This is a genomic window from Pseudomonas sp. NBRC 111123 (assembly GCF_001320205.1).
In the GTDB taxonomy this organism is placed as follows: Bacteria; Pseudomonadota; Gammaproteobacteria; order Pseudomonadales; family Pseudomonadaceae; genus Aquipseudomonas; species Aquipseudomonas putida_J.
Window position 1 is genome coordinate 157,231 of record NZ_BCAZ01000002.1, and the last position, 22,143, is coordinate 179,373.

The 22,143-nt window shown below is 64.2% G+C and carries 23 protein-coding genes; 9 read left to right on the forward strand and 14 right to left on the reverse strand.

Annotated features, from left to right (window positions below):
- Window position 1: 1 nt before the first annotated feature.
- Complete coding sequence (gene glyS, locus APH27_RS01925) at window positions 2-2,053, reverse strand: glycine--tRNA ligase subunit beta (protein WP_060483840.1); 2,052 nt, start codon at window positions 2,051-2,053, stop codon at window positions 2-4.
- Entirely contained in the window at window positions 2,050-2,997 is a 948-nt protein-coding gene (gene glyQ / locus APH27_RS01930) for a glycine--tRNA ligase subunit alpha (RefSeq protein WP_027592054.1), read from the reverse strand. The genes glyS and glyQ overlap by 4 nt, the downstream gene beginning before the upstream one ends.
- Before the next feature lie 83 nt (window positions 2,998-3,080).
- On the opposite strand from glyQ, the gene APH27_RS01935 reads away from it, so the two are divergent.
- Window positions 3,081-3,632 carry a DNA-3-methyladenine glycosylase I gene (locus APH27_RS01935; protein WP_060483841.1) on the forward strand — a complete coding sequence of 184 codons (552 nt, stop codon included), beginning with the start codon at window positions 3,081-3,083 and terminating at the stop codon, window positions 3,630-3,632.
- A 40-nt stretch (window positions 3,633-3,672) separates the two neighbouring features.
- Window positions 3,673-4,560, forward strand: coding sequence for a lysophospholipid acyltransferase (locus APH27_RS01940; RefSeq protein WP_027917130.1), 888 nt, complete (start codon window positions 3,673-3,675; stop codon window positions 4,558-4,560).
- A 97-nt stretch (window positions 4,561-4,657) separates the two neighbouring features.
- Here APH27_RS01940 and APH27_RS01945 read toward each other — a convergent pair whose 3' ends face one another.
- From APH27_RS01945 to def, 5 genes are read right to left on the reverse strand one after another with little or no spacing between them, the layout of a single operon-like run.
- Entirely contained in the window at window positions 4,658-4,972 is a 315-nt protein-coding gene (locus APH27_RS01945) for a tetratricopeptide repeat protein (RefSeq protein ID WP_027917131.1), read from the reverse strand.
- An 11-nt stretch (window positions 4,973-4,983) separates the two neighbouring features.
- Window positions 4,984-6,357: a Trk system potassium transporter TrkA gene (gene trkA, locus APH27_RS01950; protein WP_027917132.1), complete on the reverse strand. Its 1,374-nt coding sequence runs from the start codon at window positions 6,355-6,357 to the stop codon at window positions 4,984-4,986.
- Between the two features lie 23 nt (window positions 6,358-6,380).
- A complete protein-coding gene (rsmB, locus tag APH27_RS01955) occupies window positions 6,381-7,691 on the reverse strand; it encodes a 16S rRNA (cytosine(967)-C(5))-methyltransferase RsmB (protein WP_060483842.1) in 1,311 nt (436 codons plus the stop codon).
- Window positions 7,688-8,620, reverse strand: a complete 933-nt coding sequence (gene fmt / locus APH27_RS01960; RefSeq protein WP_027917134.1) for a methionyl-tRNA formyltransferase — start codon at window positions 8,618-8,620, stop codon at window positions 7,688-7,690. Before fmt ends, rsmB begins: the two co-directional genes overlap by 4 nt.
- A gap of 60 nt (window positions 8,621-8,680) precedes the next feature.
- The gene (gene def / locus APH27_RS01965; RefSeq protein ID WP_003260000.1) at window positions 8,681-9,187 is read right to left on the reverse strand and encodes a peptide deformylase; all 507 of its coding nucleotides are present in this window, start codon (window positions 9,185-9,187) and stop codon (window positions 8,681-8,683) included.
- A gap of 206 nt (window positions 9,188-9,393) precedes the next feature.
- Here def and dprA point away from each other — a divergent pair, with 206 nt between their 5' ends.
- Together dprA and APH27_RS01975 are read left to right on the forward strand one after the other, a co-directional pair.
- Window positions 9,394-10,491 carry a DNA-processing protein DprA gene (gene dprA, locus APH27_RS01970; RefSeq protein ID WP_027917135.1) on the forward strand — a complete coding sequence of 366 codons (1,098 nt, stop codon included), beginning with the start codon at window positions 9,394-9,396 and terminating at the stop codon, window positions 10,489-10,491.
- 42 nt (window positions 10,492-10,533) lie between these two features.
- Window positions 10,534-11,091 (forward strand): L-threonylcarbamoyladenylate synthase, encoded by a 558-nt coding sequence (locus APH27_RS01975; protein WP_027917136.1) that lies wholly within the window; start codon window positions 10,534-10,536, stop codon window positions 11,089-11,091.
- A gap of 149 nt (window positions 11,092-11,240) precedes the next feature.
- On the opposite strand, the gene APH27_RS01980 is transcribed toward APH27_RS01975, so the two are convergent.
- Window positions 11,241-12,218, reverse strand: a complete 978-nt coding sequence (locus tag APH27_RS01980) for an NADPH:quinone reductase (RefSeq protein ID WP_060483843.1) — start codon at window positions 12,216-12,218, stop codon at window positions 11,241-11,243.
- Between the two features lie 135 nt (window positions 12,219-12,353).
- On the opposite strand from APH27_RS01980, the gene hemF reads away from it, so the two are divergent.
- Both hemF and aroE read left to right on the forward strand, forming a co-directional pair.
- Window positions 12,354-13,265, forward strand: a complete 912-nt coding sequence (gene hemF / locus APH27_RS01985; RefSeq protein WP_060483844.1) for an oxygen-dependent coproporphyrinogen oxidase — start codon at window positions 12,354-12,356, stop codon at window positions 13,263-13,265.
- Between the two features lie 25 nt (window positions 13,266-13,290).
- On the forward strand, window positions 13,291-14,115 hold the full coding sequence (gene aroE, locus APH27_RS01990) for a shikimate dehydrogenase (protein WP_027917139.1): 825 nt from the start codon (window positions 13,291-13,293) through the stop codon (window positions 14,113-14,115).
- Between the two features lie 120 nt (window positions 14,116-14,235).
- Here the strand turns inward: aroE and choX are convergent, their stop codons facing one another.
- Window positions 14,236-15,159 carry a choline ABC transporter substrate-binding protein gene (choX, locus tag APH27_RS01995; protein WP_060483845.1) on the reverse strand — a complete coding sequence of 308 codons (924 nt, stop codon included), beginning with the start codon at window positions 15,157-15,159 and terminating at the stop codon, window positions 14,236-14,238.
- A gap of 14 nt (window positions 15,160-15,173) precedes the next feature.
- Window positions 15,174-16,691, reverse strand: a complete 1,518-nt coding sequence (gene betC, locus APH27_RS02000; RefSeq protein ID WP_027917141.1) for a choline-sulfatase — start codon at window positions 16,689-16,691, stop codon at window positions 15,174-15,176.
- A 108-nt stretch (window positions 16,692-16,799) separates the two neighbouring features.
- On the opposite strand from betC, the gene APH27_RS02005 reads away from it, so the two are divergent.
- Window positions 16,800-17,699, forward strand: coding sequence for a LysR family transcriptional regulator (locus APH27_RS02005; protein WP_027917142.1), 900 nt, complete (start codon window positions 16,800-16,802; stop codon window positions 17,697-17,699).
- Between the two features lie 36 nt (window positions 17,700-17,735).
- Here APH27_RS02005 and APH27_RS02010 read toward each other — a convergent pair whose 3' ends face one another.
- Window positions 17,736-18,281 (reverse strand): NAD(P)-dependent oxidoreductase, encoded by a 546-nt coding sequence (locus APH27_RS02010; protein ID WP_060483846.1) that lies wholly within the window; start codon window positions 18,279-18,281, stop codon window positions 17,736-17,738.
- Between the two features lie 54 nt (window positions 18,282-18,335).
- Here APH27_RS02010 and APH27_RS02015 point away from each other — a divergent pair, with 54 nt between their 5' ends.
- A complete protein-coding gene (locus APH27_RS02015) occupies window positions 18,336-18,668 on the forward strand; it encodes a DOPA 4,5-dioxygenase family protein (protein ID WP_027917144.1) in 333 nt (110 codons plus the stop codon).
- A 100-nt stretch (window positions 18,669-18,768) separates the two neighbouring features.
- Here the strand turns inward: APH27_RS02015 and trpA are convergent, their stop codons facing one another.
- The gene (gene trpA / locus APH27_RS02020; protein ID WP_027917145.1) at window positions 18,769-19,578 is read right to left on the reverse strand and encodes a tryptophan synthase subunit alpha; all 810 of its coding nucleotides are present in this window, start codon (window positions 19,576-19,578) and stop codon (window positions 18,769-18,771) included.
- Entirely contained in the window at window positions 19,575-20,792 is a 1,218-nt protein-coding gene (gene trpB / locus APH27_RS02025; protein ID WP_027917146.1) for a tryptophan synthase subunit beta, read from the reverse strand. The genes trpA and trpB overlap by 4 nt, the downstream gene beginning before the upstream one ends.
- A gap of 110 nt (window positions 20,793-20,902) precedes the next feature.
- Here trpB and APH27_RS02030 point away from each other — a divergent pair, with 110 nt between their 5' ends.
- On the forward strand, window positions 20,903-21,799 hold the full coding sequence (locus APH27_RS02030; RefSeq protein WP_060483847.1) for a LysR family transcriptional regulator: 897 nt from the start codon (window positions 20,903-20,905) through the stop codon (window positions 21,797-21,799).
- Here the strand turns inward: APH27_RS02030 and APH27_RS02035 are convergent.
- Window positions 21,796-22,119, reverse strand: coding sequence for a YqjD family protein (locus tag APH27_RS02035; RefSeq protein WP_027917148.1), 324 nt, complete (start codon window positions 22,117-22,119; stop codon window positions 21,796-21,798). The genes APH27_RS02030 and APH27_RS02035 overlap by 4 nt on opposite strands.
- Window positions 22,120-22,143 lie beyond the last annotated feature (24 nt).

Genomic DNA, 22,143 nt, shown 5'->3' on the forward strand with positions numbered 1-22,143 from the left:
CTTACCCCAGCAGCGAAATGTCGGCCACACCCAGGAACAGGCCGCGCAGGCGGCTGAGCAGGGCATAACGGTTGGCACGTACCTTGGCGTCTTCGGCGTTGACCATCACCGCCTCGAAGAAGGCGTCGACCGGGTCACGCAGGGCCGCCAGGCGGGCCAGCGATTCGCTGTACTGACGCGCGGCTGCCATCGGTTGCACGGCCTGGTCGGCCTGCTGGATGGCCGAGTACAAGGAGAACTCGTTGGCGTTGTCGAAGTATTTCGGCTCGACCTGGTCGGCGATGGCGCCTTCGGCCTTGCTCAGCAGGTTCGACACGCGCTTGTTCACCGCGGCCAGGGCTTCGGCTTCCGGCAGCTTGCGGAAGGCCTGCACAGCCTGTACGCGCTGGTCGAAGTCCAGGGCGGAAGCCGGCTTCAGGGCACGTACCGACAGGTAGGTGGCAACGTCGATGCCTTCGTCTTCGTAGCGTGCGCGCAGGCGGTCGAAGATGAACTCCAGCACCTGCTCGGCCAGGCCAGCGGCCTTGACCTTGGCACCGAACTGCTTGACCGCGAACTCGACTGCAGCGCTCAGGTCGAGGTCCAGCTGCTTCTCGATCAGGATGCGCAGCACGCCCAGGGCTGCACGGCGCAGGGCGTATGGGTCCTTGCTGCCGGTGGGCAGCATGCCGATGCCGAAGATGCCAACCAGGGTATCGAGCTTGTCGGCGATGGCCACGGCAGCACCGGTGAGGGTCTGCGGCAGCTCGGCGCCAGCACCGCGCGGCATGTACTGCTCGTTCAGGGCCAGGGCGACGTCTTCCGGCTCACCATCGTTGAGCGCGTAGTAGTAGCCGGCAACGCCCTGCATTTCAGGGAATTCGCCAACCATTTCGGTGGCCAGGTCGCACTTCGACAGCAGGCCGGCACGGCCGGCGCGCTGGGCGTCGCCGCCAATCAGCGGGGCGATGAACGCAGCCAGGCGGGAAACGCGCTCGGCCTTGTCGTAGACAGTGCCCAGCTGAGCCTGGAACACCACGTTCTTCAGGCGCTCGTTGAAGGTTTCCAGTGGCTGCTTCTTGTCCTGCTTGAAGAAGAACTCGGCGTCGGTCAGGCGCGGGCGCACGACCTTCTCATTACCCTGCACGATCTGCTTGGGGTCACGGCTCTCGACGTTGGCCACGGTGATGAAGCGCGGCAGCAGCTTGCCTTCGCTGTCCAGCAGGCAGAAGTACTTCTGGTTGTCCTGCATGGTAGTGATCAGGGCTTCTTGCGGCACCTCGAGGAAACGCTCCTCGAACGAGCACACCAGCGGCACCGGCCACTCGACCAGGGCAGTCACTTCGTCCAGCAGTGCCGGCGGCACGATGGCGCTGCCTTCCTGCTGCATGGCCAGCTCTGCGGTGCGCTTGCTGATCAGCTCGCGACGCTCGGCGAAGTCGGCCAGCACGTAGGCCTTGCGCAGGTCCTCGACGTAGTTGGCCGGGGTAGTGATGACCACGTTTTCCGGGTGGTGGAAGCGGTGGCCACGGGACTCACGGCTGGCCTTCTGCGACAGGATGGTGCAGTCGACCACCTGGTCGCCAAGCAGCATTACCAGCCACTGGGTCGGGCGCACGAACTCTTCACGGCTGGCGGCCCAGCGCATGCGCTTGGGGATCGGCAGGTCGTTGAGCGAATCTTCTACGATGGTCGGCAGCAGGCTGGCGGTGGCCTTGCCCGGGATGTGCTGCGAGAAGCGCAGCTTGGCGCCGCTCTGGTCGATTTCGGACAGCTCTACGCCGCACTTCTTGGCAAAGCCCAAGGCAGCCTGGGTCGGCTCGCCGTCTTTGAAAGCAGCCTGCATGGGCGGGCCGTCGATGTTGATGCTGCGGTCAGGCTGCTGAACATCGAGCTGGCGGATCAGCACGGCCAGGCGACGCGGCGCGGCGTATACCTGCTTGGCGGTGTAGTTCAGGCCGGCGGCCTGCAGGCCTTTCTCGATACCGGCCAGGAAGGCGTCGCCGAGGCTTGCCAGGGCTTTGGGTGGCAGCTCTTCGGTGCCCAGTTCTACCAGGAAATCTTGAGCACTCATTGTGCAGCCTCCAGCTTCGCCAACACTTCGTCACGCAGTTCAGGGGTGGCCATCGGGAAGCCCAGGCGTGCGCGGGCTTGCAGATAGCTTTGCGCCACGTCCCGAGCCAGGGTACGAACGCGCAGGATGTAACGCTGGCGCTCGGTTACCGAGATGGCGCGGCGGGCATCGAGCAGGTTGAAGGTGTGCGAGGCCTTCAGGACCATTTCATAGGTCGGCAGCGGCAGCTCCAGCTTGATCAGGCGGTTTGCTTCGCTTTCATAGAAGTCGAACAGTTCGAACAGCTTCTCGACGTTGGCGTGTTCGAAGTTGTAGGTCGACTGCTCTACCTCGTTCTGGTGGAACACGTCGCCGTAGGTGACCTTGCCGAACGGGCCGTCGGCCCACACCAGGTCGTAGACCGAGTCGACGCCCTGGATGTACATGGCCAGGCGCTCGAGGCCGTAGGTGATTTCACCGGTGACCGGGTAGCACTCGATGCCACCTACCTGCTGGAAGTAGGTGAACTGGGTGACTTCCATGCCGTTCAGCCAGATTTCCCAGCCCAGGCCCCAGGCGCCCAGGGTCGGCGACTCCCAGTTGTCTTCGACGAAGCGGATGTCGTGGACCAGCGGGTCCAGGCCGATGGCTTTCAGCGAGCCGAGGTACAGCTCCTGGAAGTTGGCCGGGTTCGGCTTCAGGACTACCTGGAACTGGTAGTAGTGCTGCAGGCGGTTGGGGTTTTCGCCATACCGCCCGTCGGCAGGGCGACGGCTAGGCTGCACATAGGCGGCGTTCCAGGTTTCTGGACCCACGGCGCGCAGGAATGTAGCGGTGTGGAAAGTGCCGGCGCCTACTTCCATATCGTAGGGCTGAAGCACCACACAACCTTGAGCTGCCCAGTAGTTTTGCAGGGCGAGGATCAGGTCTTGGAAGGTACGCACGGCTGGCGTAGGCTGGCTCACGAAATTCACCTGTATCTGGGGATGCGGATGTAAAGAGCGGGAGTATAACCTGATTCGCCTCGCCCTCTACTCATTGGAGCCTTATGCCACGCTGCTTTTGGTGTACCGACGATCCGTTGTACCAGGCCTACCACGACCAGGAATGGGGAACGCCACAGCGTGACCCGGCGTTGCTGTTCGAGATGCTTTTGCTCGAAGGGTTCCAGGCGGGGCTTTCGTGGATCACCGTCTTGCGCAAACGCGAGCGTTATCGCGAGGTGATGTATGGCTTCGATCCGGTGAAGCTGGCCGCCATGAGCGACGAACGCATCGAAGAGTTGATGCAGGACGCCGGTATCATCCGCAACCGCCTCAAGCTCAAGGCTGCCCGGCGCAACGCGCTGGCCTGGCTGGCTGTGGACAACCCTGCCGAGTGGCTCTGGTCATTCGTCGGCGGTGAGCCGAAGATCAACCACTTCCAGGCCCGCAGTGATGTGCCGGCCGTCACCGACGAAGCCAAGGCCATGAGCAAAGCTCTGCAGAAGGCCGGCTTCACCTTCGTGGGGCCGACCATCTGCTACGCCTTCATGCAGGCCACCGGCATGGTCATGGACCACACCACCGATTGCGATCGCTACGCCGCCTTGTTGCGCTGAGGGGTTACAATGCGCGCCTTGCTGAAATAAGGAATTGCCTGTGGAAAAGTTCAAGGGCGCCCTGATGGTCGGGGTGCTGCGTCTGTTTGCCAAGCTGCCCTGGGGCGCTGTGCAGCGCGTCGGCGCCGGTATCGGCTGGCTGATGTGGAAGGTGCCCAACGGCTCGCGCAATGTCGTGCGCATCAACCTGGCCAAGTGCTTCCCGGAGATGGACCCGGCGGAACGTGAGCAGTTGGTCGGCCGTGCATTGAAGGATATCGGCAAATCCTTCGTCGAAAGTGCCTGTGCCTGGATCTGGCCGCCGCAGCGCTCGCTCGACCTGGTGAAGGAAGTTCACGGCCTGGAAGTGCTGGAGCAGGCCCTGGCCTCGGGCAAGGGCGTGGTCGGCATCACCAGTCACTTGGGTAACTGGGAAGTGCTCAACCACTTCTACTGCAACCAGTGCAAACCGATCATCTTCTACCGCCCGCCGAAGCTCAAGGCGGTGGATGACCTGCTGCGCGAGCAACGGGTGCAGATGGGCAACCGCGTGGCGCCTTCGACCAAGGAAGGCATCCTGAGTGTGATCAAGGAAGTGCGCCGCGGCGGGCAGGTAGGTATTCCTGCGGACCCGGAGCCGGCGGAATCGGCGGGTGTGTTCGTGCCGTTTCTGGGCACACAGGCGCTGACCAGCAAGTTCGTGCCGAACATGCTGGCCGGTGGCAAGGCGGTGGGGGTGTTCCTGCATGCGCTGCGGCTGCCGGACGGGTCGGGCTTCAAGGTGTTCCTGGAAGCGGCGCCGGAAGAAATGTACAGCACCGACGTCAACGTGTCGGCGGCGGCCATGAGCAAGGTGGTCGAGCGTTATGTGCGCGAGTACCCCAGCCAGTACATGTGGAGCATGAAGCGCTTCAAAAAGCGCCCTGCCGGCGAGCCGCGCTGGTACTAAGCCTTTCACCGTCCCCTGTGGGAGCGGGTTAACCCGCGAATGCATCGTTGAATTCAACATCGCATTCGCGGGTGAACCCGCTCCCACAGGGGGGGCGTCAACCTGATGTCTTGTTGAGCTTCTTCAGGAACACGGTCATCTCTTTCTCGGCCTGCTTGTCGCCATGAGCCTGGGCCGCAACAATCCCGTCCTCCCAAGCCTTGCGCGCCGCCGCCACATCACCGCCCAACTGATACGCCTTCCCCAGCAGTTTCCACGCCGCCGAGTACTTCGGGTCCTGCTCCACGCACCGTGCCAGGTGCACCGCCGCCTCTGCGCCATTTCCCTCATCCAGCCAGGCCTTGCCCAGGCCAAACCTCAGAAGCGGGTTATCCACACCCTTGGCCAGCATCTTCTCCAGCGATTCGCGCATGCCCTCTTCTCCTAGAAGAAACTCAAGCCGACGTGGAACAGCTTCTCCACATCCCGTATGTGCTTTTTATCCACAACGAAGAGGATCACATGGTCGCCTGATTCGATCACCGTGTCGTCGTGGGCGATCAGCACTTCCTCGTCGCGGATGATCGCGCCGATGGTGGTGCCCGGTGGCAGCGCAATGTTTTCCACAGCCTTGCCGACCACCTTGCTCGACTTCGAATCACCGTGCGCCACCGCCTCGATGGCCTCGGCCGCGCCGCGGCGCAGCGAGTGCACGCTGACGATATCGCCGCGCCGCACATGTGCCAGCAAGGTGCCGATGGTGGCCAGCTGGGGACTGATGGCGATGTCGATCTCGCCGCCCTGCACCAGGTCGACATAGGCCGGGTTGTTGATGATGGTCATCACCTTGCGTGCGCCCAGGCGCTTGGCCAGCAGCGACGACATGATGTTGGCCTCGTCGTCGTTGGTCAGGGCCAGGAAGATGTCGGCATCGGCGATGTTCTCTTCGAGCATCAGGTCCTTGTCCGAGGCGCTGCCCTGCAGCACCACGGTGCTTTCCAAGGTGTCGGAAAGCTGCCGGCAGCGGGCCGGGCTCATCTCGATGATCTTCACCTGGTAACGACTTTCGATGGCCTCGGCCAGGCGCTCGCCAATCTGCCCGCCGCCAGCAATGACTACCCGCTTGTTGGTCTCGTCGATGCGGCGCAACTCGCCCATCACGGCGCGGATGTCCTTCTTCGCGGCGATGAAGAACACTTCGTCGTCGGCTTCGATCACCGTGTCGCCACGCGGGGTGATCGGCCGGTCGCGGCGGAAGATTGCCGCCACGCGGGTGTCGACGTTGGGCATGTGCGCACGGATCTGGCGCAGCTGCTGGCCCACCAGCGGGCCACCGTAATAGGCCTTCACCGCCACCAGCTGGGCCTTGCCCTCTGCGAAGTCGATCACCTGTAGCGAACCTGGGTGTTCGATCAGGCGCTTGATGTAGTTGGTCACCACCTGCTCAGGGCTGATCAGCACGTCGACCGGGATGTGGTCGTTGTCGAACAGCTCTTCACGGGTCAGGTAAGCCGACTCGCGCACCCGGGCGATCTTGGTCGGGGTGTGGAACAGCGTGTAGGCCACCTGGCAGGCGACCATGTTGGTTTCGTCGCTGTTGGTCACCGCCACCAGCATGTCAGCGTCGTCGGCACCTGCCTGGCGCAGCACCGTCGGCAGCGAGCCACGGCCCTGCACGGTGCGGATGTCCAGACGGTCGCCGAGGTCGCGAAGGCGGTCGCCATCGGTATCGACCACGGTGATGTCGTTGGCTTCGCTGGCCAGGTGTTCCGCCAGCGTACCGCCCACCTGCCCTGCGCCGAGGATGATGATCTTCATCCGCTACTCCCTACCCGTTGTGCTTACCCGCGCGAGGCGGCGATCTTGATCAGCTTGGCATAGTAGAACCCGTCATGGCCGCCCTCTTGGGCCAGCAGCTGGCGGCCGTGGGGCTGGCGCAGGCCGGCTTCGGTGGCCAGGTCCAGCTCACGGGCGCCCGGGGTGCGGGCAAGGAAGGCGTCGATCACTTCGGTGTTCTCGGTCGGCAGGCTGGAACAGGTGGCGTACAGCAGCATGCCGCCCACTTCCAGGGTCGGCCACAGCGCATCGAGCAGTTCACCTTGCAGTGCGGCCAGGGCCGGAATGTCCTCGGCCTGGCGGGTCAGCTTGATGTCAGGGTGGCGACGGATCACGCCGGTGGCCGAGCACGGCGCATCAAGCAGGATGCGCTGGAACGGCTTGCCATCCCACCAGCTGGCGGTGTCGCGGGCATCGCAGGCAATCAGTTCGGCCTCCAGCTGCAGGCGGTCGAGGTTTTCGCGCACGCGGGTCAGGCGCTTGGCTTCGAGGTCGATGGCCACCACATGGCCCAGGCCAGCCTCGGCTTCAAGCAGGTGGCAGGTCTTGCCGCCCGGCGCGCAGCAAGCGTCGAGCACGCGCTGGCCGGGGGCCAGTTCTAGCAGGTCGGCGGACAGCTGCGCGGCTTCGTCCTGGACGCTGACCCAGCCGTGGGCGAAGCCTGGCAGGCCACGCACGTCGCAGGCTTCGGCCAGCACGATGCCGTCACGGCTGTACTGGCAGGCACTGGCGCCAACGCCTGCCTCGGCCAGCAGCGCCAGGTAGGCGTCGCGGCTATGGTGGCGGCGATTGACCCGCAAGATCATCGGCGGGTGGGCGTTGTTGGCGGCGCAGATGGCTTCCCATTGCTCTGGCCAGAAGGCTTTGAGCGACTTCTGCAACCAGCGTGGGTGAGCGGTGCGCACTACCGGGTCGCGCTCCATGGCGGCGAGCAGTGCTTCGCCTTCGCGCTGGGCGCGGCGCAATACGGCATTGAGCAGGCCCTTGGCCCAAGGCTTTTTCAGCTTGTCGGCGCAGCCGACGGTCTCGCCGATGGCGGCGTGGGCCGGAATGCGGGTGTAGAACAGCTGATACAGGCCGACCAGCAGCAATGCCTGCACATCGGCATCGGCGGCTTTGAATGGCTTCTGCAGCAGCTGCGCGGCCAGCAGATCCAGGCGTGGCTGCCAGCGGGCGGTGCCGAACGCCAGGTCCTGGGTCAGGCCACGGTCGCGTTCTTCGACCTTGTCCAGCTGCGCTGGCAGCGAGCTGTTCAGCGAGGCCTTGCCGCTGAGTACAGCGGCAAGGGCACGGGCGGCGGCGAGGCGCGGGTTCATTGGCCCAGCACCTTGCCGGCGGCGAACTTCTCGCGGCGGCTGTTGAACAGGTCGCTGAAGTTCAGCGCCTTGCCGCCAGGCAATTGCAGGCGGGTCAGGCTCAGCGCCTGGTCACCGCACGCGACGACCAGGCCGTCCTTGCTGGCGGAGAGGATCTCGCCCGGGGCGCCCTTGCCTGTGGACAAGTTGGCAGCCAGCACCTTCACGCTTTCGCCATCGAGCGTGCTGTGGCACACCGGCCATGGGTTGAAGGCGCGGACCAGACGTTCAAGCTCGACGGCCGGGCGACTCCAGTCGATGCGTGCTTCGTCCTTGTTCAGCTTATGTGCGTAGGTTGCCAGGGCATCGTCCTGAACCTCACCTTGCAGCGAACCGTCTGCCAGGCCGGCAATGGCCTGGACTACAGCTGGCGGCCCCATTTCGGCGAGGCGGTCGTGCAGGCTGCCACCGGTATCGTCGGCGCTGATCGGGGTGACCACTTTGAGCAGCATCGGCCCGGTATCCAGGCCAGCTTCCATGCGCATCACGGTCACGCCGCTCTCGGCATCGCCCGCTTCCACGGCGCGCTGGATCGGCGCCGCACCGCGCCAGCGTGGCAGCAAGGAGGCGTGGCTGTTGATGCAACCCAGACGCGGGATGTCGAGCACGGCTTGCGGCAGGATCAGCCCGTAGGCGACCACCACCATGAGGTCTGGCTTGAGCGCGGCGAGTTCTGCCTGGGCCTCGGCATTGCGCAGGGTCTGTGGCTGGAACACCGGGATGTCATGGGCCACAGCCAGCGCCTTGACCGCGCTCGGCATGAGCTTCTGACCACGGCCGGCAGGGCGGTCGGGCTGGGTGTAGACAGCCACGATCTCGTACGGGCTGTCGAGCAAGGCCTTGAGGTGTTCGGCGGCAAACTCTGGAGTGCCTGCAAAGACGATGCGCATGGAGTTCTCGCTTCCAAAAAGAAAAAGGCTTGCCGGAGCAAGCCTTCTGGGAGGTGGGGATCAGGCTTGCTGGCGGTGCTGCTTTTCCAGCTTCTTCTTGATCCGGTCGCGCTTGAGCTGCGACAGGTAGTCGACAAACAGCTTGCCGTTGAGGTGGTCGAACTCGTGCTGCACGCACACCGCCAGCAGGCCTTCGCATTCCAGCTCATACGGCTTGCCGTCGCGGTCCTGGGCTTTGACTCGCACACGCAGCGGGCGGTCGACGTTCTCGTAGAAGCCCGGTACCGACAGGCAGCCTTCCTGGTACTGGCCCATGTCGTGGGTGAGTTCTTCGACCGTCGGGTTGATGAAGACGCGCGGCTCGCTGCGGTCTTCGCTGAGGTCCATGACCACGACCTGCTGGTGCACGTTGACCTGGGTGGCGGCCAGGCCGATGCCGGGGGCTTCGTACATGGTTTCAAACATGTCGTCGATCAGCTGACGCAGGGCGTCGTCGAACACCGTTACCGGTTTGGCAATGGTGCGCAGGCGCGGGTCCGGGAATTCGAGAATGTTCAAGATGGCCATAAGGTCAGGCAGTCACTGTGCGGTCGGTTGAAAACTGAGCACACATAATAAAGGGAAACGGCGATTTCGGCACCTGGCAAGCTCGTCTAGGGTGTCTATAGGCTTGATAGCCCCCAACCAATGGACAGCTTTTCAAAGTGTTACTCACAGAGTTATCCACAGTTTGTGCCACGTAGATGGCCCTGTTTCGATCAAGGATGATCCCCATGCCAACTTACCATTCGTCGCCTTGCCCGCCTGCCGAACTGGAGGCACGATTACGCCTGCACCGCCTCCCCGAGACGGGACTGCGACGCTTTCGTACCTTGCTGGAGGCCTTTGGCAGTGCTTCTTCCGCGCTCAGTGCGCCGGGCTCGGCCTGGCGTGCGTTAGGCATTGGCCAGGCCAGTATCGATGCCCGGCGCAGTGCCGAAGTGCGCGAAGGCGCGCAGGCCGCCATGGCCTGGCTAGAGCGCCCCGGCCAGCATTTACTGATGTGGGACGGGCCTGGCTACCCGGCACTGCTGGGGGAAATCGACGACGCCCCACCGCTACTTTTCGTTGCTGGTGATCCGGCACTGCTCGACCGACCTCAGCTGGCCATTGTGGGCAGCAGGCGTGCCACACCCCCGGCGCTCGACACGGCCAGGGCATTTTCCCGTTACCTTGCCCAGGCGGGTTTCACCATCACCAGCGGCCTCGCGCTGGGTATCGATGGTGCCGCTCATCGGGCGGCGCTGGAGGTCGGAGGGGGCACCATCGGTGTGCTCGGAACGGGCTTGCAAAAACTTTATCCACAGCGCCACCGCGACCTTGCGCAGATGATGATCGACCGGGGCGGCGCATTGGTGTCCGAGTATCCGCTTGATGCCGGGCCCTTGCCGGGCAACTTCCCGCGGCGCAATCGCATCATCAGTGGTTTGTCGCTAGGTGTGCTGGTGGTGGAGGCCAGCCTTGCCAGCGGCTCGTTGATCACCGCCCGCCTGGCAGCTGAACAAGGCCGCGAGGTATACGCCATTCCAGGTTCGATCCATCACCCGGCGGCCAAGGGCTGCCATCAGCTGATCCGCGATGGCGCACTGCTGGTGGAAAGCGTTGAGCAGATCCTGGAAAGCCTGCGCGGTTGGCAGAACCTGCCGCCTGCGGTTGTGAAAAAACCGCTGCATCCGTTGCTTGCCCTGCTGCATGCTGCGCCACAGACTAGCGAGAACCTGGCCCATTTCAGCGACCGGCCGCTGGCCGAAGTACTCGCGCAGCTGACCGAACTGGAGCTCGAAGGCCAGGTCAGCAATGTTGCCGGGCGTTGGTTTGCCCGCGCTGGCTGAGTACACTGCGCTCAAGCAAGGTTTATAGGCGGAGAGACACAAATGGTGAGCAGTTTTCGTGTGCAACAAGCCGCACGTGAGATCCGGGCAGGCGCAGTGATCGCCTACCCGACGGAAGCGGTCTGGGGCCTGGGCTGCGACCCATGGAACGAGGACGCGGTGTATCGCCTGCTGGCGTTGAAGTCGCGGCCTGTGGATAAAGGGCTGATCCTGATCGCCGACAACATCCGCCAGTTCGACTTTCTGTTCGAGGATTTTCCCGAGGACTGGATCGACCGCATGGGTGCCACCTGGCCGGGCCCGAATACCTGGCTGGTGCCGCACCAGGACCTGTTGCCCGAGTGGGTGACCGGGCAGCACGACACGGTGGCACTGCGCGTCAGCGATCACCCGCAGGTGCGTGAGCTCTGTGCGCTGGTCGGCCCGCTGATTTCCACCTCGTGCAATCCAGGCGGGCGGCCGGCGGCGAAGAGCCGCTTGCGGGTGGAGCAGTATTTCCATGGCCAGCTGGACCTGGTGCTGGGTGGTGCGCTGGGCGGGCGGAAGAATCCGAGTGTGATTCGTAACCTCGCCACTGGCGAGGTCGTTCGCCCGGGCTGATACCTACCCACAGGCCTGGCACGGTACCGCTGTGGGAGCGGGTTTACCCGCGAACACCGGCGGAGCCGGTGCCAGGCACCGTGGTGCCTTCTTCGCGGGTGAACCCGCTCCCACAGGGGGTATCTACTGGCCCAAGAGCTGTGTTCGGCTCAAGGCAGCAGGACGGTAGAGCCTACGGTCCTGCGCGCCGACAACTCCGCCTGCGCCTTCGCCGCCTCACTCAACGGATACCGCTGCTGGATATCCACAACCAGCTTCCCGCTGCCAATCATCGCGAACAGGTCATCAGCCATGGCCTGGGTGTTCTCGGCATTGTTGGCATAGGTCGCCAGCGTCGGCCGGGTGACATACAGCGAACCCTTTTGCGACAGGATCCCCAGGTTCACCCCGCTCACTGCCCCCGAGGCATTGCCGAAGCTCACCATCAACCCGCGCGGCTGCAGGCAGTCCAGCGAGGTCAGCCAGGTGTCGGCACCGACGCCGTCATACACCACCGGGCACTTCTTGCCATCGGTCAGCTCCAGCACTCGCTTGGCCACGTCCTCGCAGCTGTAGTCGATGGTCGCCCACGCCCCCAGCGCCTTGGCTCGCTCGGCCTTTTCGGCGGAGCTCACGGTACCGATCAGCTTGGCGCCCAGGGCCTTGGCCCACTGGCACGCCAGCGAACCCACGCCACCGGCTGCGGCGTGGAACAAGATCACGTCACCCGGTTTGACCTCATAGGTCTGCTTGAGCAGGTACTGCACGGTCAGCCCCTTGAGCATCACCGCCGCCGCCTGCTCGAAACTGATGTTGTCGGGCAGTTTGACCAGGTTGGCCTCGGGCAGCGTATGCACCTCGCTATAGGCGCCCAGAGGGCCTCCGGCATGGGCCACGCGGTCACCGACCTTCAGCCGGGTTACGCCCTCGCCCACGGCCTCGACTACCCCGGCGGCCTCGGTGCCCAGGCCAGAGGGCAGGGACGGCGGTGCGTACAGCCCGCTGCGGAAGTAAGTGTCGATGAAGTTCAGGCCGATCGCATGGTTGCGCACGCGCACCTGCTGCGGCCCGGGTGGGGCGGGGTCGAATTCCACAAGCTGCAGCACTTCCGGGCCGCCATGCTGGCTGAACTGGATACGCTTGGCCATCTCGCACTCCTGTTGTCGGGATCGGGAAAAGGCCTTCTATCGGACGCTTTTGCTTGATCGCCGTCAACTGCGGCGCGCGCGCCGGCGGTGGTATGCTACGCGGCGAATTCTTCCCTGCCCGTTCCTGGTGACCCGATGACTAGCCGCACCGAGGCCGTGAAAGCCTACCTGCTCGACCTGCAAGACCGCATCTGCTCTGCCCTCGAAGCCGAAGACGGCGGCGCCCGCTTCGTCGAGGACGCCTGGGTGCGCGAAGCCGGTGGCGGGGGCCGCACGCGGGTGATCGGTGACGGTAAGCTGATCGAGAAAGGCGGGGTCAACTTCTCCCACGTATTCGGCGCCGGCCTGCCGCCGTCGGCCAGCGCCCACCGCCCGGAACTGGCGGGCCGTGGCTTCGAGGCCCTGGGCGTGTCGCTGGTGATCCACCCACACAACCCGCATGTGCCGACGTCCCACGCCAACGTGCGTTTCTTCATTGCCGAGAAGGAAGGTGAAGAGGCGGTCTGGTGGTTCGGCGGCGGGTTCGACCTGACCCCCTACTACGGCGTTGAGGAAGACTGCATCCATTGGCACCGCGTGGCAGAGCAGGCCTGCGCGCCATTCGGCGCTGACGTGTACCCGCGCTACAAGGCCTGGTGCGACCGCTACTTCCACCTCAAACACCGCGGCGAGCCGCGTGGCATCGGCGGCCTGTTCTTCGACGACCTGAACGAGTGGGACTTCGACACCTGCTTCGCTTTCCTGCGTGCCATCGGTGATGCCTATGTCGAGGCCTACCTGCCGATCGTCCAGCGCCGCAAGAACACCCCCTTCACGCCACAGCAGCGCGAGTTCCAGGAATACCGCCGCGGCCGTTACGTGGAGTTCAACCTGGTCTACGACCGTGGCACCCTGTTCGGCCTGCAGTCCGGTGGCCGTACCGAGTCGATCCTCATGTCGCTGCCGCCGCAAGTGCGCTGGGGCTACGACTGGAAGGCCGCACCCGGCAGCGAGGAAGCACGCCTGACCGAATACTTCCTGCAGGATCGCGACTGGCTGGGCCAGTAAGCCTGTGGATAAAAAAGGAATCGTCATGGACCAGTACGTTGTTTTCGGCAACCCCATCGGCCACAGCAAATCGCCGCTGATCCACCGCCTGTTCGCTGAACAGACCGGCCAGGACCTTGAATACGCCACGCTGCTGGCACCGCTGGACGAGTTCAGCGATTGTGCGCGCGGCTTCTTCAAGCAAGGCAGCGGCGGCAACGTCACCGTACCGTTCAAGGAAGAGGCCTACCGCCTGTGCGACAGCCTCACCCCGCGTGCCCAGCGTGCGGGTGCGGTGAACACGCTGAGCAAGCTGGCCGACGGCACGCTGCAGGGCGACAACACCGACGGCGCTGGCCTGGTACGCGACCTGACGGTGAACGCCGGGGTCGAACTTGCCGGCAAGCGCATTCTCATCCTGGGTGCTGGCGGTGCCGTGCGTGGCGTGCTGGAGCCGATCCTGGCGCACCAGCCACAGTCGCTGGTGATTGCCAACCGTACCTTGGAGAAGGCCGAGCAACTGGCACGGGAGTTCGATGAACTGGGGCCGGTGGTGGCCAGCGGGTTTGCCTGGCTGCAGGAGCCAGTGGACGTGATCATCAATGCCACGTCGGCGAGCCTGGCCGGTGAGTTGCCGCCGATTGCCGACAGCCTGGTCGAGGCTGGGCGCACGGTGTGCTACGACATGATGTATGGCAAAGAGCCCACGCCTTTCTGCCAGTGGGCTGAGAAGCTGGGTGCGGCCAAGGTGCTGGATGGGCTGGGCATGCTGGCCGAGCAGGCAGCTGAGGCGTTCTTCATCTGGCGCGGAGTGCGCCCGGATACGGCACCAGTGTTGGCTGAACTGCGCCGGCAACTGGCTCGGGGCTGATCTCTTCCGGGATTGCCCATTCCCTGTTGGAGCGGGTTTACCCGCGAACACCGGCGAAGCCGGTGCCATGCACCGAGCTGGATTCTTCGCGGGTAAACCCGCTTCCACCAGGGGCAGGGGTCAAAGCTTGGCTTTGACGGCCTCCAAGGCATTGCCACCGGATTTGGTGGTTACCCCAGCCAACCACCCTTCCAGCTGCTCGGGGTGCTGCTTCACCCAAGCCTTGGCCGCCTCATCGAAGTTGATCTTCTTATCCACAACCTCGGCCATGATGGTGTTTTCCATGTCCAGGGTGAAACTCAGGTTGCCCAGCAGCTTTGCCGCATTCGGGCAGGCTTGTGGATAACCCTTGCGGGTCAGGGTGAACACCTCGCCCTTGCTGCCGAACCACTTCTCGCCGCCAGTCAGGTAGTGCATCTTCAGCTTCACGTTCATCGGATGCGGCGTCCAGCCGAGGAAGGTGATGAACTGCTGTTTCTTCACCGCCCTATCCACCTGCGCCAGCATCGCCTGCTCACTGGATTCCACCAGCTTCCACTGGCCCAGGTTGAATTCGTTCTTGTCGATGATTTCCTTCAGCGACAGGTTCGCTGGCGCGCCGGAGCCGATGCCGTACAGCTTCTTGTCGAACTGGTCGGCGTACTTCTGCAGGTCGGCGAAGTCTTTCACCCCGGCATTCCACACGTAATCCGGTACCGCCAGGGTGAACTCTGTGCCTTCCAGGTTGCGCGACAACGGCTGCACATCGCCATTGGCGATGAACTTGTCATGGAAGCCTTGCTGCGCCGGCATCCAGTTGCCAAGGAAGGCATCGACCCGCCCGTCCTTGAGGCCGCCATAGATGATCGGCACGGCCAGGCTGTCGATCTTCACCTGGTAGCCCAGGCTTTCCAGCAGCAGCCGGGCCACGGCGTTGGTCGAGGCGATATCGCTCCAGCCGGGGTCGGCCATCTTCACGGTGCTGCATTGTGTGTCGCTGTCTGCGGCGTGGGCCGTGGCGGTGGCCAGAGCCAGGGCGAACACGACGGTGGAGAACTTCTGCATGGCGGCCTCTCTTCTCAATCCATGGGGGCGGGCTGTGGATAACGTGCCTTGCGCTCGAGGTCGTCGAGATCGATATGGTTGCGCATGTACTGTTGGCTGGCGTCCACCCACGGTTGGTGGTCCCAGCTTGTCAGCTTGCCGATGGCCAGCGCCTCGGCCACCAGGCGCCGGCGGCGCTGGCTGGCCAGAACTTGCTGGCGCAGGCTGGGGATATCCCAGCGCTGGTGTGCTTCATCGACAAATGCCTGCAGCAGCACCTGGTGGTCCGGGCTGCTGGTGAGGTTCTCCCGCTCGTGCGGGTCGCGGCTCAGGTCGTAGAGTAAGCAAGGGTCGTCTTCGCTGTACACGAATTTGTAAGGCCCACGGCGGATCATCATCAGCGGGCCGACGGTGCCTTCGGCCATGTATTCGCCGATCACCTCGTCGTGGCCGCCCTGCCCTTGCAGGTGGCCGAGTAGCGAGCGGCCGTCCAGGTGCAGATGGTTATCCACAGCACCGCCGGCCAGTTCGACCAGGGTCGGCAGCAAGTCGCAGGTCGATACCGAGGCGCTGATGCGGCTTGCGGCGAAGCGCTTGGGTGCATGCACCAGCAGCGGCACACGGGCCGACATCTCGAACCAGTGCATCTTGTACCAGAGCCCGCGCTCGCCGAGCATGTCGCCGTGGTCGCCGGAGAACACGATCAGGGTGTCGTCGGCCAGGTTGCATTCTTCCAAGGTCTGCAGCAGCTGACCGATGTTGTCGTCGATGTAGCTACAGGCGCCGAAGTAGGCACGGCGGGCATCGCGAATCTTGTCCACAGGCAGCGGCGTGTTCCACAGGTCGTAGACCTTGAGCAGGCGCTGCGAGTGCGGGTCCAGTTCTGCCTGGCTGAATTCGGCGCGGGGCATGGGGATATCCACAGCCGCGTAGCGATCCCAGTAGCGTTTGGGGATGGTGTACGGATCGTGCGGGTGAGTCATGGACACAGTAAGGCAGAACGGTCGGCCATCGTTCTCGCGCACATGGTCGTAGAGGTACTGGCGCGCCTTGAACACCACTTCCTCGTCAAAATCCAGCTGGTTGGTGCGCACGCAGGGCCCGGCCTGCAGCACCGAGGACATGTTGTGATACCAGCTCGGGCGCACGTCGGGTTCATCCCAGTTCACGGCCCAGCCGTAGTCGGCCGGGTAGATGTCGCTGGTCAGGCGCTCCTCGTAGCCGTGCAACTGGTCCGGGCCACAGAAGTGCATCTTGCCCGAGAGCGCAGTGCGGTAACCCAGGCGGCGCAAGTAGTGTGCATAAGTGGGTACGTCTGCGGGGAAGTCGGCCGCGTTGTCGTAGGCGCCGATACGGCTCGGCAGCTGCCCGCTGACCAAGGTGAAGCGCGACGGAGCGCACAGTGGGCTGTTGCAGTAGGCCGAATCGAACACTACCGCCTGTTCAGCGAGGCGGCTGAGATGTGGCATCTGAATCGGCGAAGGGCCGTAGATCGGCAGCAGGGGCGCGGCCATCTGGTCGGCCATGATGAACAGGATATTCGGGCGCGTCATGGTGGCTTCCATCGTTGAGGATTATGCGAACCGCTTGCCTACCAAGATGCGACTGTGGATAACATGGGTAAAGCCCATGGCGGGCAATGTCTGGGATTAGCTGAGCTTATGTTTGACCACCTTGCCGAGTTGTCGCTGGATACCTTGCGTGTGTTCGAGGCCGCTGCCCGGTTGCGCGGTTTCACGGCGGCGGCGTTGGCGCTGGGAACCACCCAGCCGGCGGTGAGCCAGCAGGTGAAGCGCCTGGAGGCGCAGCTGGGCACCCGCCTGTTCGATCGGATCTACCGCGGCATCGAGCTGACCGAGGCAGGCCAGCTGCTGTTCGAGCAGGTGCATCAAGGTTTGCAGGCCATGGATGACGGCATCGCCCTGGCCAGTGGGCGCGGCCAGCGCGAAGTGCTTCAAGTGGCCACGGACTTTGCTTTCGCGGCGTTCTGGCTGATGCCTCGGTTGCAGCGCTTTCACGAGGCTTATCCACAGGTGGACGTTAGCCTGGTGACCGGTGAGCGCAGCCAGGGGATGCTGCGCCCGGATATCGATGTGGCGGTGCTGTTTGGCGATGGGCGCTTTCACCAGGGCGAGAGCCGATGGTTGTTCGACGAAGAGGTTTTCCCGGTCTGCAGCCCGCGACTGACTCATGGCAAACCCTTGTCAGCCGTGGCTTTGCAGCGGTTGCCGTTGCTCCACTTACGCGGCGAGCAGGCCAGCCGCTGGTTTGATTGGGCGGGGGTGTTTCGCGGGTTCGGCGTGGCCAGCCCGCCGCCGACTGGGCAGTTGCGGTTCGACAACTACACATTGCTGATTCAGGCGGCGATTGCTGGCCAGGGGGTTGCCATTGGCTGGGGGCATCTGGTGGATGGGCTGGTGGAGCAGGGGTTGCTGTGCCGGCCTTTGCAGGGGAGTTTGCGCTCGGCTCGGGGCTATTACGCGGTGCTGCCGCCGCGCAAGCGGCGTGGGGCATTGATCGAGCGGTTTGTGGATTGGCTGGAGCAAGAGCGCAGCCTGTGACATCCCGGGGCCGCTTTGCGGCCCATCGCCAGCAATCTAGACCACGAAGTTCAAATGCTCGCCCCGATGCAGGTCCAGCTCCAGAATGTCCACCATCCCCGCCGCCACACGTGCCAAGCCCTCATCCGCCAGCGTTCGCGGCCTGTTGATCAATGTCCAGCGCAATGCGCTGCGCTGCAGCCCGTCGACTACCTGATCCGCACATTCACGTTCGGCCTCGCCATAGTCGCCCGGCACATCCAGCATGTCGAAATCGCCCACCAGCAGCAGCCGGCGTATAGTCGTGCGGGCCAGCCCGGCCATCAGCGCTTCGCTCATCCGCGCTTGCGCTGCCAGATCTCCCGGCGCCAGCAGGGCAATCACCGCCGAGCCCCCGGCTGCGCCCTGCTCTACCTGGTCGGCATCGTCCAGCGCGCCTATCTTCAAATGCAGGCCAGGGCGAGGCGTATGGCGGTTGAGGTCGTCCACTACCGCAATGACCTCATGCTGGCGCGCCAGCAGCTCGGTCGTCAGGGCGTTGCCCAGGCTGCTTTCAGCCCCGAACAGCACCAGTTTGAACACTGGGGTTTCGGCATTTTTCACCGCATCACTCTCTTTGCAAGTGGGGTGATGGTTGGACCGCAATCAGGAGTTATCGTGCAGAGGATCAAGGGTTACCACGCCCACATTTACTACGACGCATCCACCCTCGAGCAGGCCCGCGAGCTGTGCGAGGAGGCGGCGCGGCTGTTTCCCGTGACCATGGGGCGCATGCACCAGAAACCGGTCGGACCGCACCCGGACTGGAGCTGCCAGCTGGCCTTCGAGCCGGAATTCGTGGGGGTGGTGTTGCCTTGGTTGGCGCTGTATCGGAAGGGACTAGTGGTGTTTCTGCATCCGCTCACGGGTGATGAGTTGGCGGATCACCGCGATCATGCGATCTGGATGGGGGCTGTGCGGCCTTTGAATCTCACGATATTTGGCGGCTAGCTTCTTCGCGTCAAAGCCCGCTCCCACAGGTACTGCACAGCCTTCGAGAGCGGCGCAGTCACTGTGGGATCGGGCTTGCCCGCGAAGCAGGCAACGCGGTTCAGCGGCGGGCGCCGCGCACGCCTTCGGCCAGTGCCGAGCACAGGCTCAGCACGTCATGGACGGCCTGACCGGGCTCCTTGGCCTGGGCAATCTTGTCGACCAGCGCCGAACCCACCACCACACCATCGGCCAGGCGTGCGATCGCGGCAGCCTGCTCTGGCGTCCGAATACCGAAACCAACGCTGATCGGCAGGTCGGTATGCCGACGCAGGCGGGCAATTGCCTCGGTCACGTGCTCGGTAGTTGCGGATCCGGCACCGGTCACCCCAGCCACTGACACGTAGTAGACAAAGCCGGAGCTGCGCTCCAGCACACGCGGCAGGCGCGCATCGTCTGTAGTCGGAGTGGTCAGGCGGATGAAGTCGATGCCCGCAGCCTGGGCCGGGGTGGCCAGCTCGGCGTCGTGCTCGGGCGGCAGGTCGACGATGATGAGGCCATCGACGCCAGCTGCCTTGGCTTCGGCGACGAACTTATCCACACCGAAGCGATGGATGGGGTTGTAGTAGCCCATCAGCACGATCGGCGTGGTGTGGTTATCCACACGGAATTCGCGAACCATCTGCAGGGTCTTGGCCAGGGTCTGGCCGGCTTCCAGGGCGCGCAGGGTGGCGAGCTGGATGGCCACGCCGTCGGCCATCGGGTCGGTGAACGGCATGCCCAGTTCGATCACATCGGCGCCGGCAGCCGGCAGGCCCTTGAGGATCTGCAGCGAAGCGTCGTAGCCCGGGTCGCCAGCAGTGACGAAGGTGACCAGCGCGGAGCGGCCTTCGGCCTTCAGCTCGGCGAAGCGTTGTTCAAGACGGCTCATGCCTGTTTCTCCTGGGCTGCCATGTGGTTCATCACGGTTTGCATGTCTTTGTCGCCGCGGCCGGACAGGCAGATCACCATCAGGTGATCCTTGGGCAGGTTCGGTGCGCGCTTGATCGCTTCGGCCAGGGCATGGGAGCTTTCCAGCGCCGGAATGATGCCTTCCAGGCGGCAGGTGGCATGGAACGCATCCAGCGCTTCGTCGTCGGTGATGCTGACGTATTCGACGCGCTTCACTTCGTGCAGGTAGGCGTGCTCCGGGCCGATGCCCGGGTAGTCGAGGCCGGCGGAAATCGAGTGGGCGTCGGTGATCTGGCCGTCATCGTCCTGCAGCAGGTAGGTACGGTTGCCGTGCAGCACGCCCGGTACGCCGCCGTTCAGGCTGGCGGCGTGCTTGTCGGTGTGCACGCCGTGGCCACCGGCTTCGACGCCGATGATCTGCACACTCGGTTCTTCGAGGAACTCATGGAACAGGCCCATGGCGTTGGAGCCACCGCCAACGCAGGCGATCAGGCTGTCCGGCAGGCGGCCTTCCTTCTCTTGCAGCTGGGCGCGGGTTTCCTTGCCGATGATCGACTGGAAATCGCGGACCATCGCCGGGTACGGGTGTGGGCCGGCCACGGTGCCGATCAGGTAGAAGGTGTCGTCGACGTTGGTGACCCAGTCGCGCAGGGCCTCGTTCATGGCGTCTTTCAGGGTACCGGTACCCGCGGTGACCGGGACGATCTCTGCTCCCAGCAGCTTCATGCGGAACACGTTGGCCTGCTGGCGCTCGATGTCGGTGGCACCCATGTAGATCACGCAGGGCAGGCCAAAGCGTGCAGCAACGGTGGCGGTGGCCACGCCGTGCATACCGGCGCCGGTTTCAGCGATCAGGCGCTTCTTGCCCATGCGCTTGGCCAGCAGCACCTGGCCGATGCAGTTGTTCACCTTGTGCGCGCCGGTGTGGTTGAGTTCTTCACGCTTGAAGAAGATCTTCGCACCGCCGCAGTGCTCGGTCAGGCGCTCGGCGAAGTACAGCGGGTTCGGGCGGCCGATGTAGTCGCGCTGGAAGTAGGCGAGCTCTTCGAGGAACTTCGGGTCGGCCTTGGCCGCTTCGTATTCGCGGGCCAGGTCCAGCACCAGCGGCATCAGGGTTTCGGCCACGTAGCGGCCGCCGAATGAGCCGAACAGGCCGTTGGCGTCGGGGCCGGGACGGTATTGGGACTGGGTCATGGGGCGCTCCAGGGCGTAATAAATGGGTGATGGGCTTTACTCTAACCACGGCAAGCCCGGCTGAAAACCGATAAGATTGCGCAAACTCGTCAGAAAAACTCACAGGTAAAATGACCCACGACCTCCCTCCCCTCAATGCCCTGCGGGCCTTCGAGGCCACTGCCAGGCTCAACAGTGTCAGCCAGGCTGCCGAGGCGCTGCACGTCACCCACGGCGCCGTCAGCCGGCAGATCAAGGTGCTGGAAGAGCACCTGGGCGTGGCCCTGTTCGTCAAGGACGGGCGCGGCATCAAACTCACAGATGCCGGGGTGCGCCTGCGTGAAGCCAGCGGTGAGGCGTTCGACCGCCTGCGCAGTGTGTGCGCTGAGTTGAGCCGGGATGTGAGCGAGGCACCGTTCGTGCTGGGTTGTTCCGGCAGCTTGCTGGCGCGTTGGTTCATCCCCCGATTGGGGCGGTTGAAGGCTGACCTGCCCGAACTGCGCCTGCACCTGTCGGCAGGCGAAGGCGATCTCGATCCCCGTCGGCCGGGGCTGGATGCGTTGCTGGTGTATGCCGAACCGCCGTGGCCTGCGGACATGCAGGTCCACGTGCTGGCGAAGGAGCGCATCGGCCCTGTGCTGAGCCCACACTTCGCCGGCTTCGACCGCTTGCAGGCCGCACCCGCCAAAGCCCTGCTGGATGAAGCCCTGCTGCATACCACTTCGCGGCCGCAGGCTTGGCCAACCTGGGTGGCAGAACAAGGCCTGGACGCTGGCTCGTTGAAGTACGGCCAGGCGTTCGAGCATTTGTATTACTTGCTGGAGGCGGCGGTTGCCGGCCTGGGTGTCGCGATTGCGCCACAACCCCTGGTGGCCGATGACTTGCGGGCAGGCCGCTTGAGTGCACCTTGGGGTTTTTCGCCGACCCCTGCCGCGCTGGCGCTGTGGGTGCCCCGGCGCGCCGCAGACGGGCGCGCCGAGCAGCTGGCGCAGTGGCTACGCGCCGAGCTGGCCAGGCAGAGCGCTTAGTTGCGCTTGCACAGCAGGTACGCCGCCAGCAGGCCCAGCGCGCCTATGGCAACGCCCGCTGTGGTGTACGGGTGCTCCTGGGCGTAGTCGCGGGTGGCGATGCCGGTCTGGCGGGTGCGCTCTTTGACTTCCTCATAGGCATCGCTGATTAGGCTGCGCGAGTGGCGCAGCGCGCTTTCGGCGTTGCTGCGCATGGCCTTCACTGACTTCTGGGTTTCCTCGGACGCATCGTGCTTCAGGTTCTCCAGGCTTTTCAGGAGGCTTTCGATCTCCGCTTCCATGCTTTCCAGGGACGTTTTACGCAGCGAGTTGCGGTGCATGTTGACTCTCCTTTGCAGTATGGG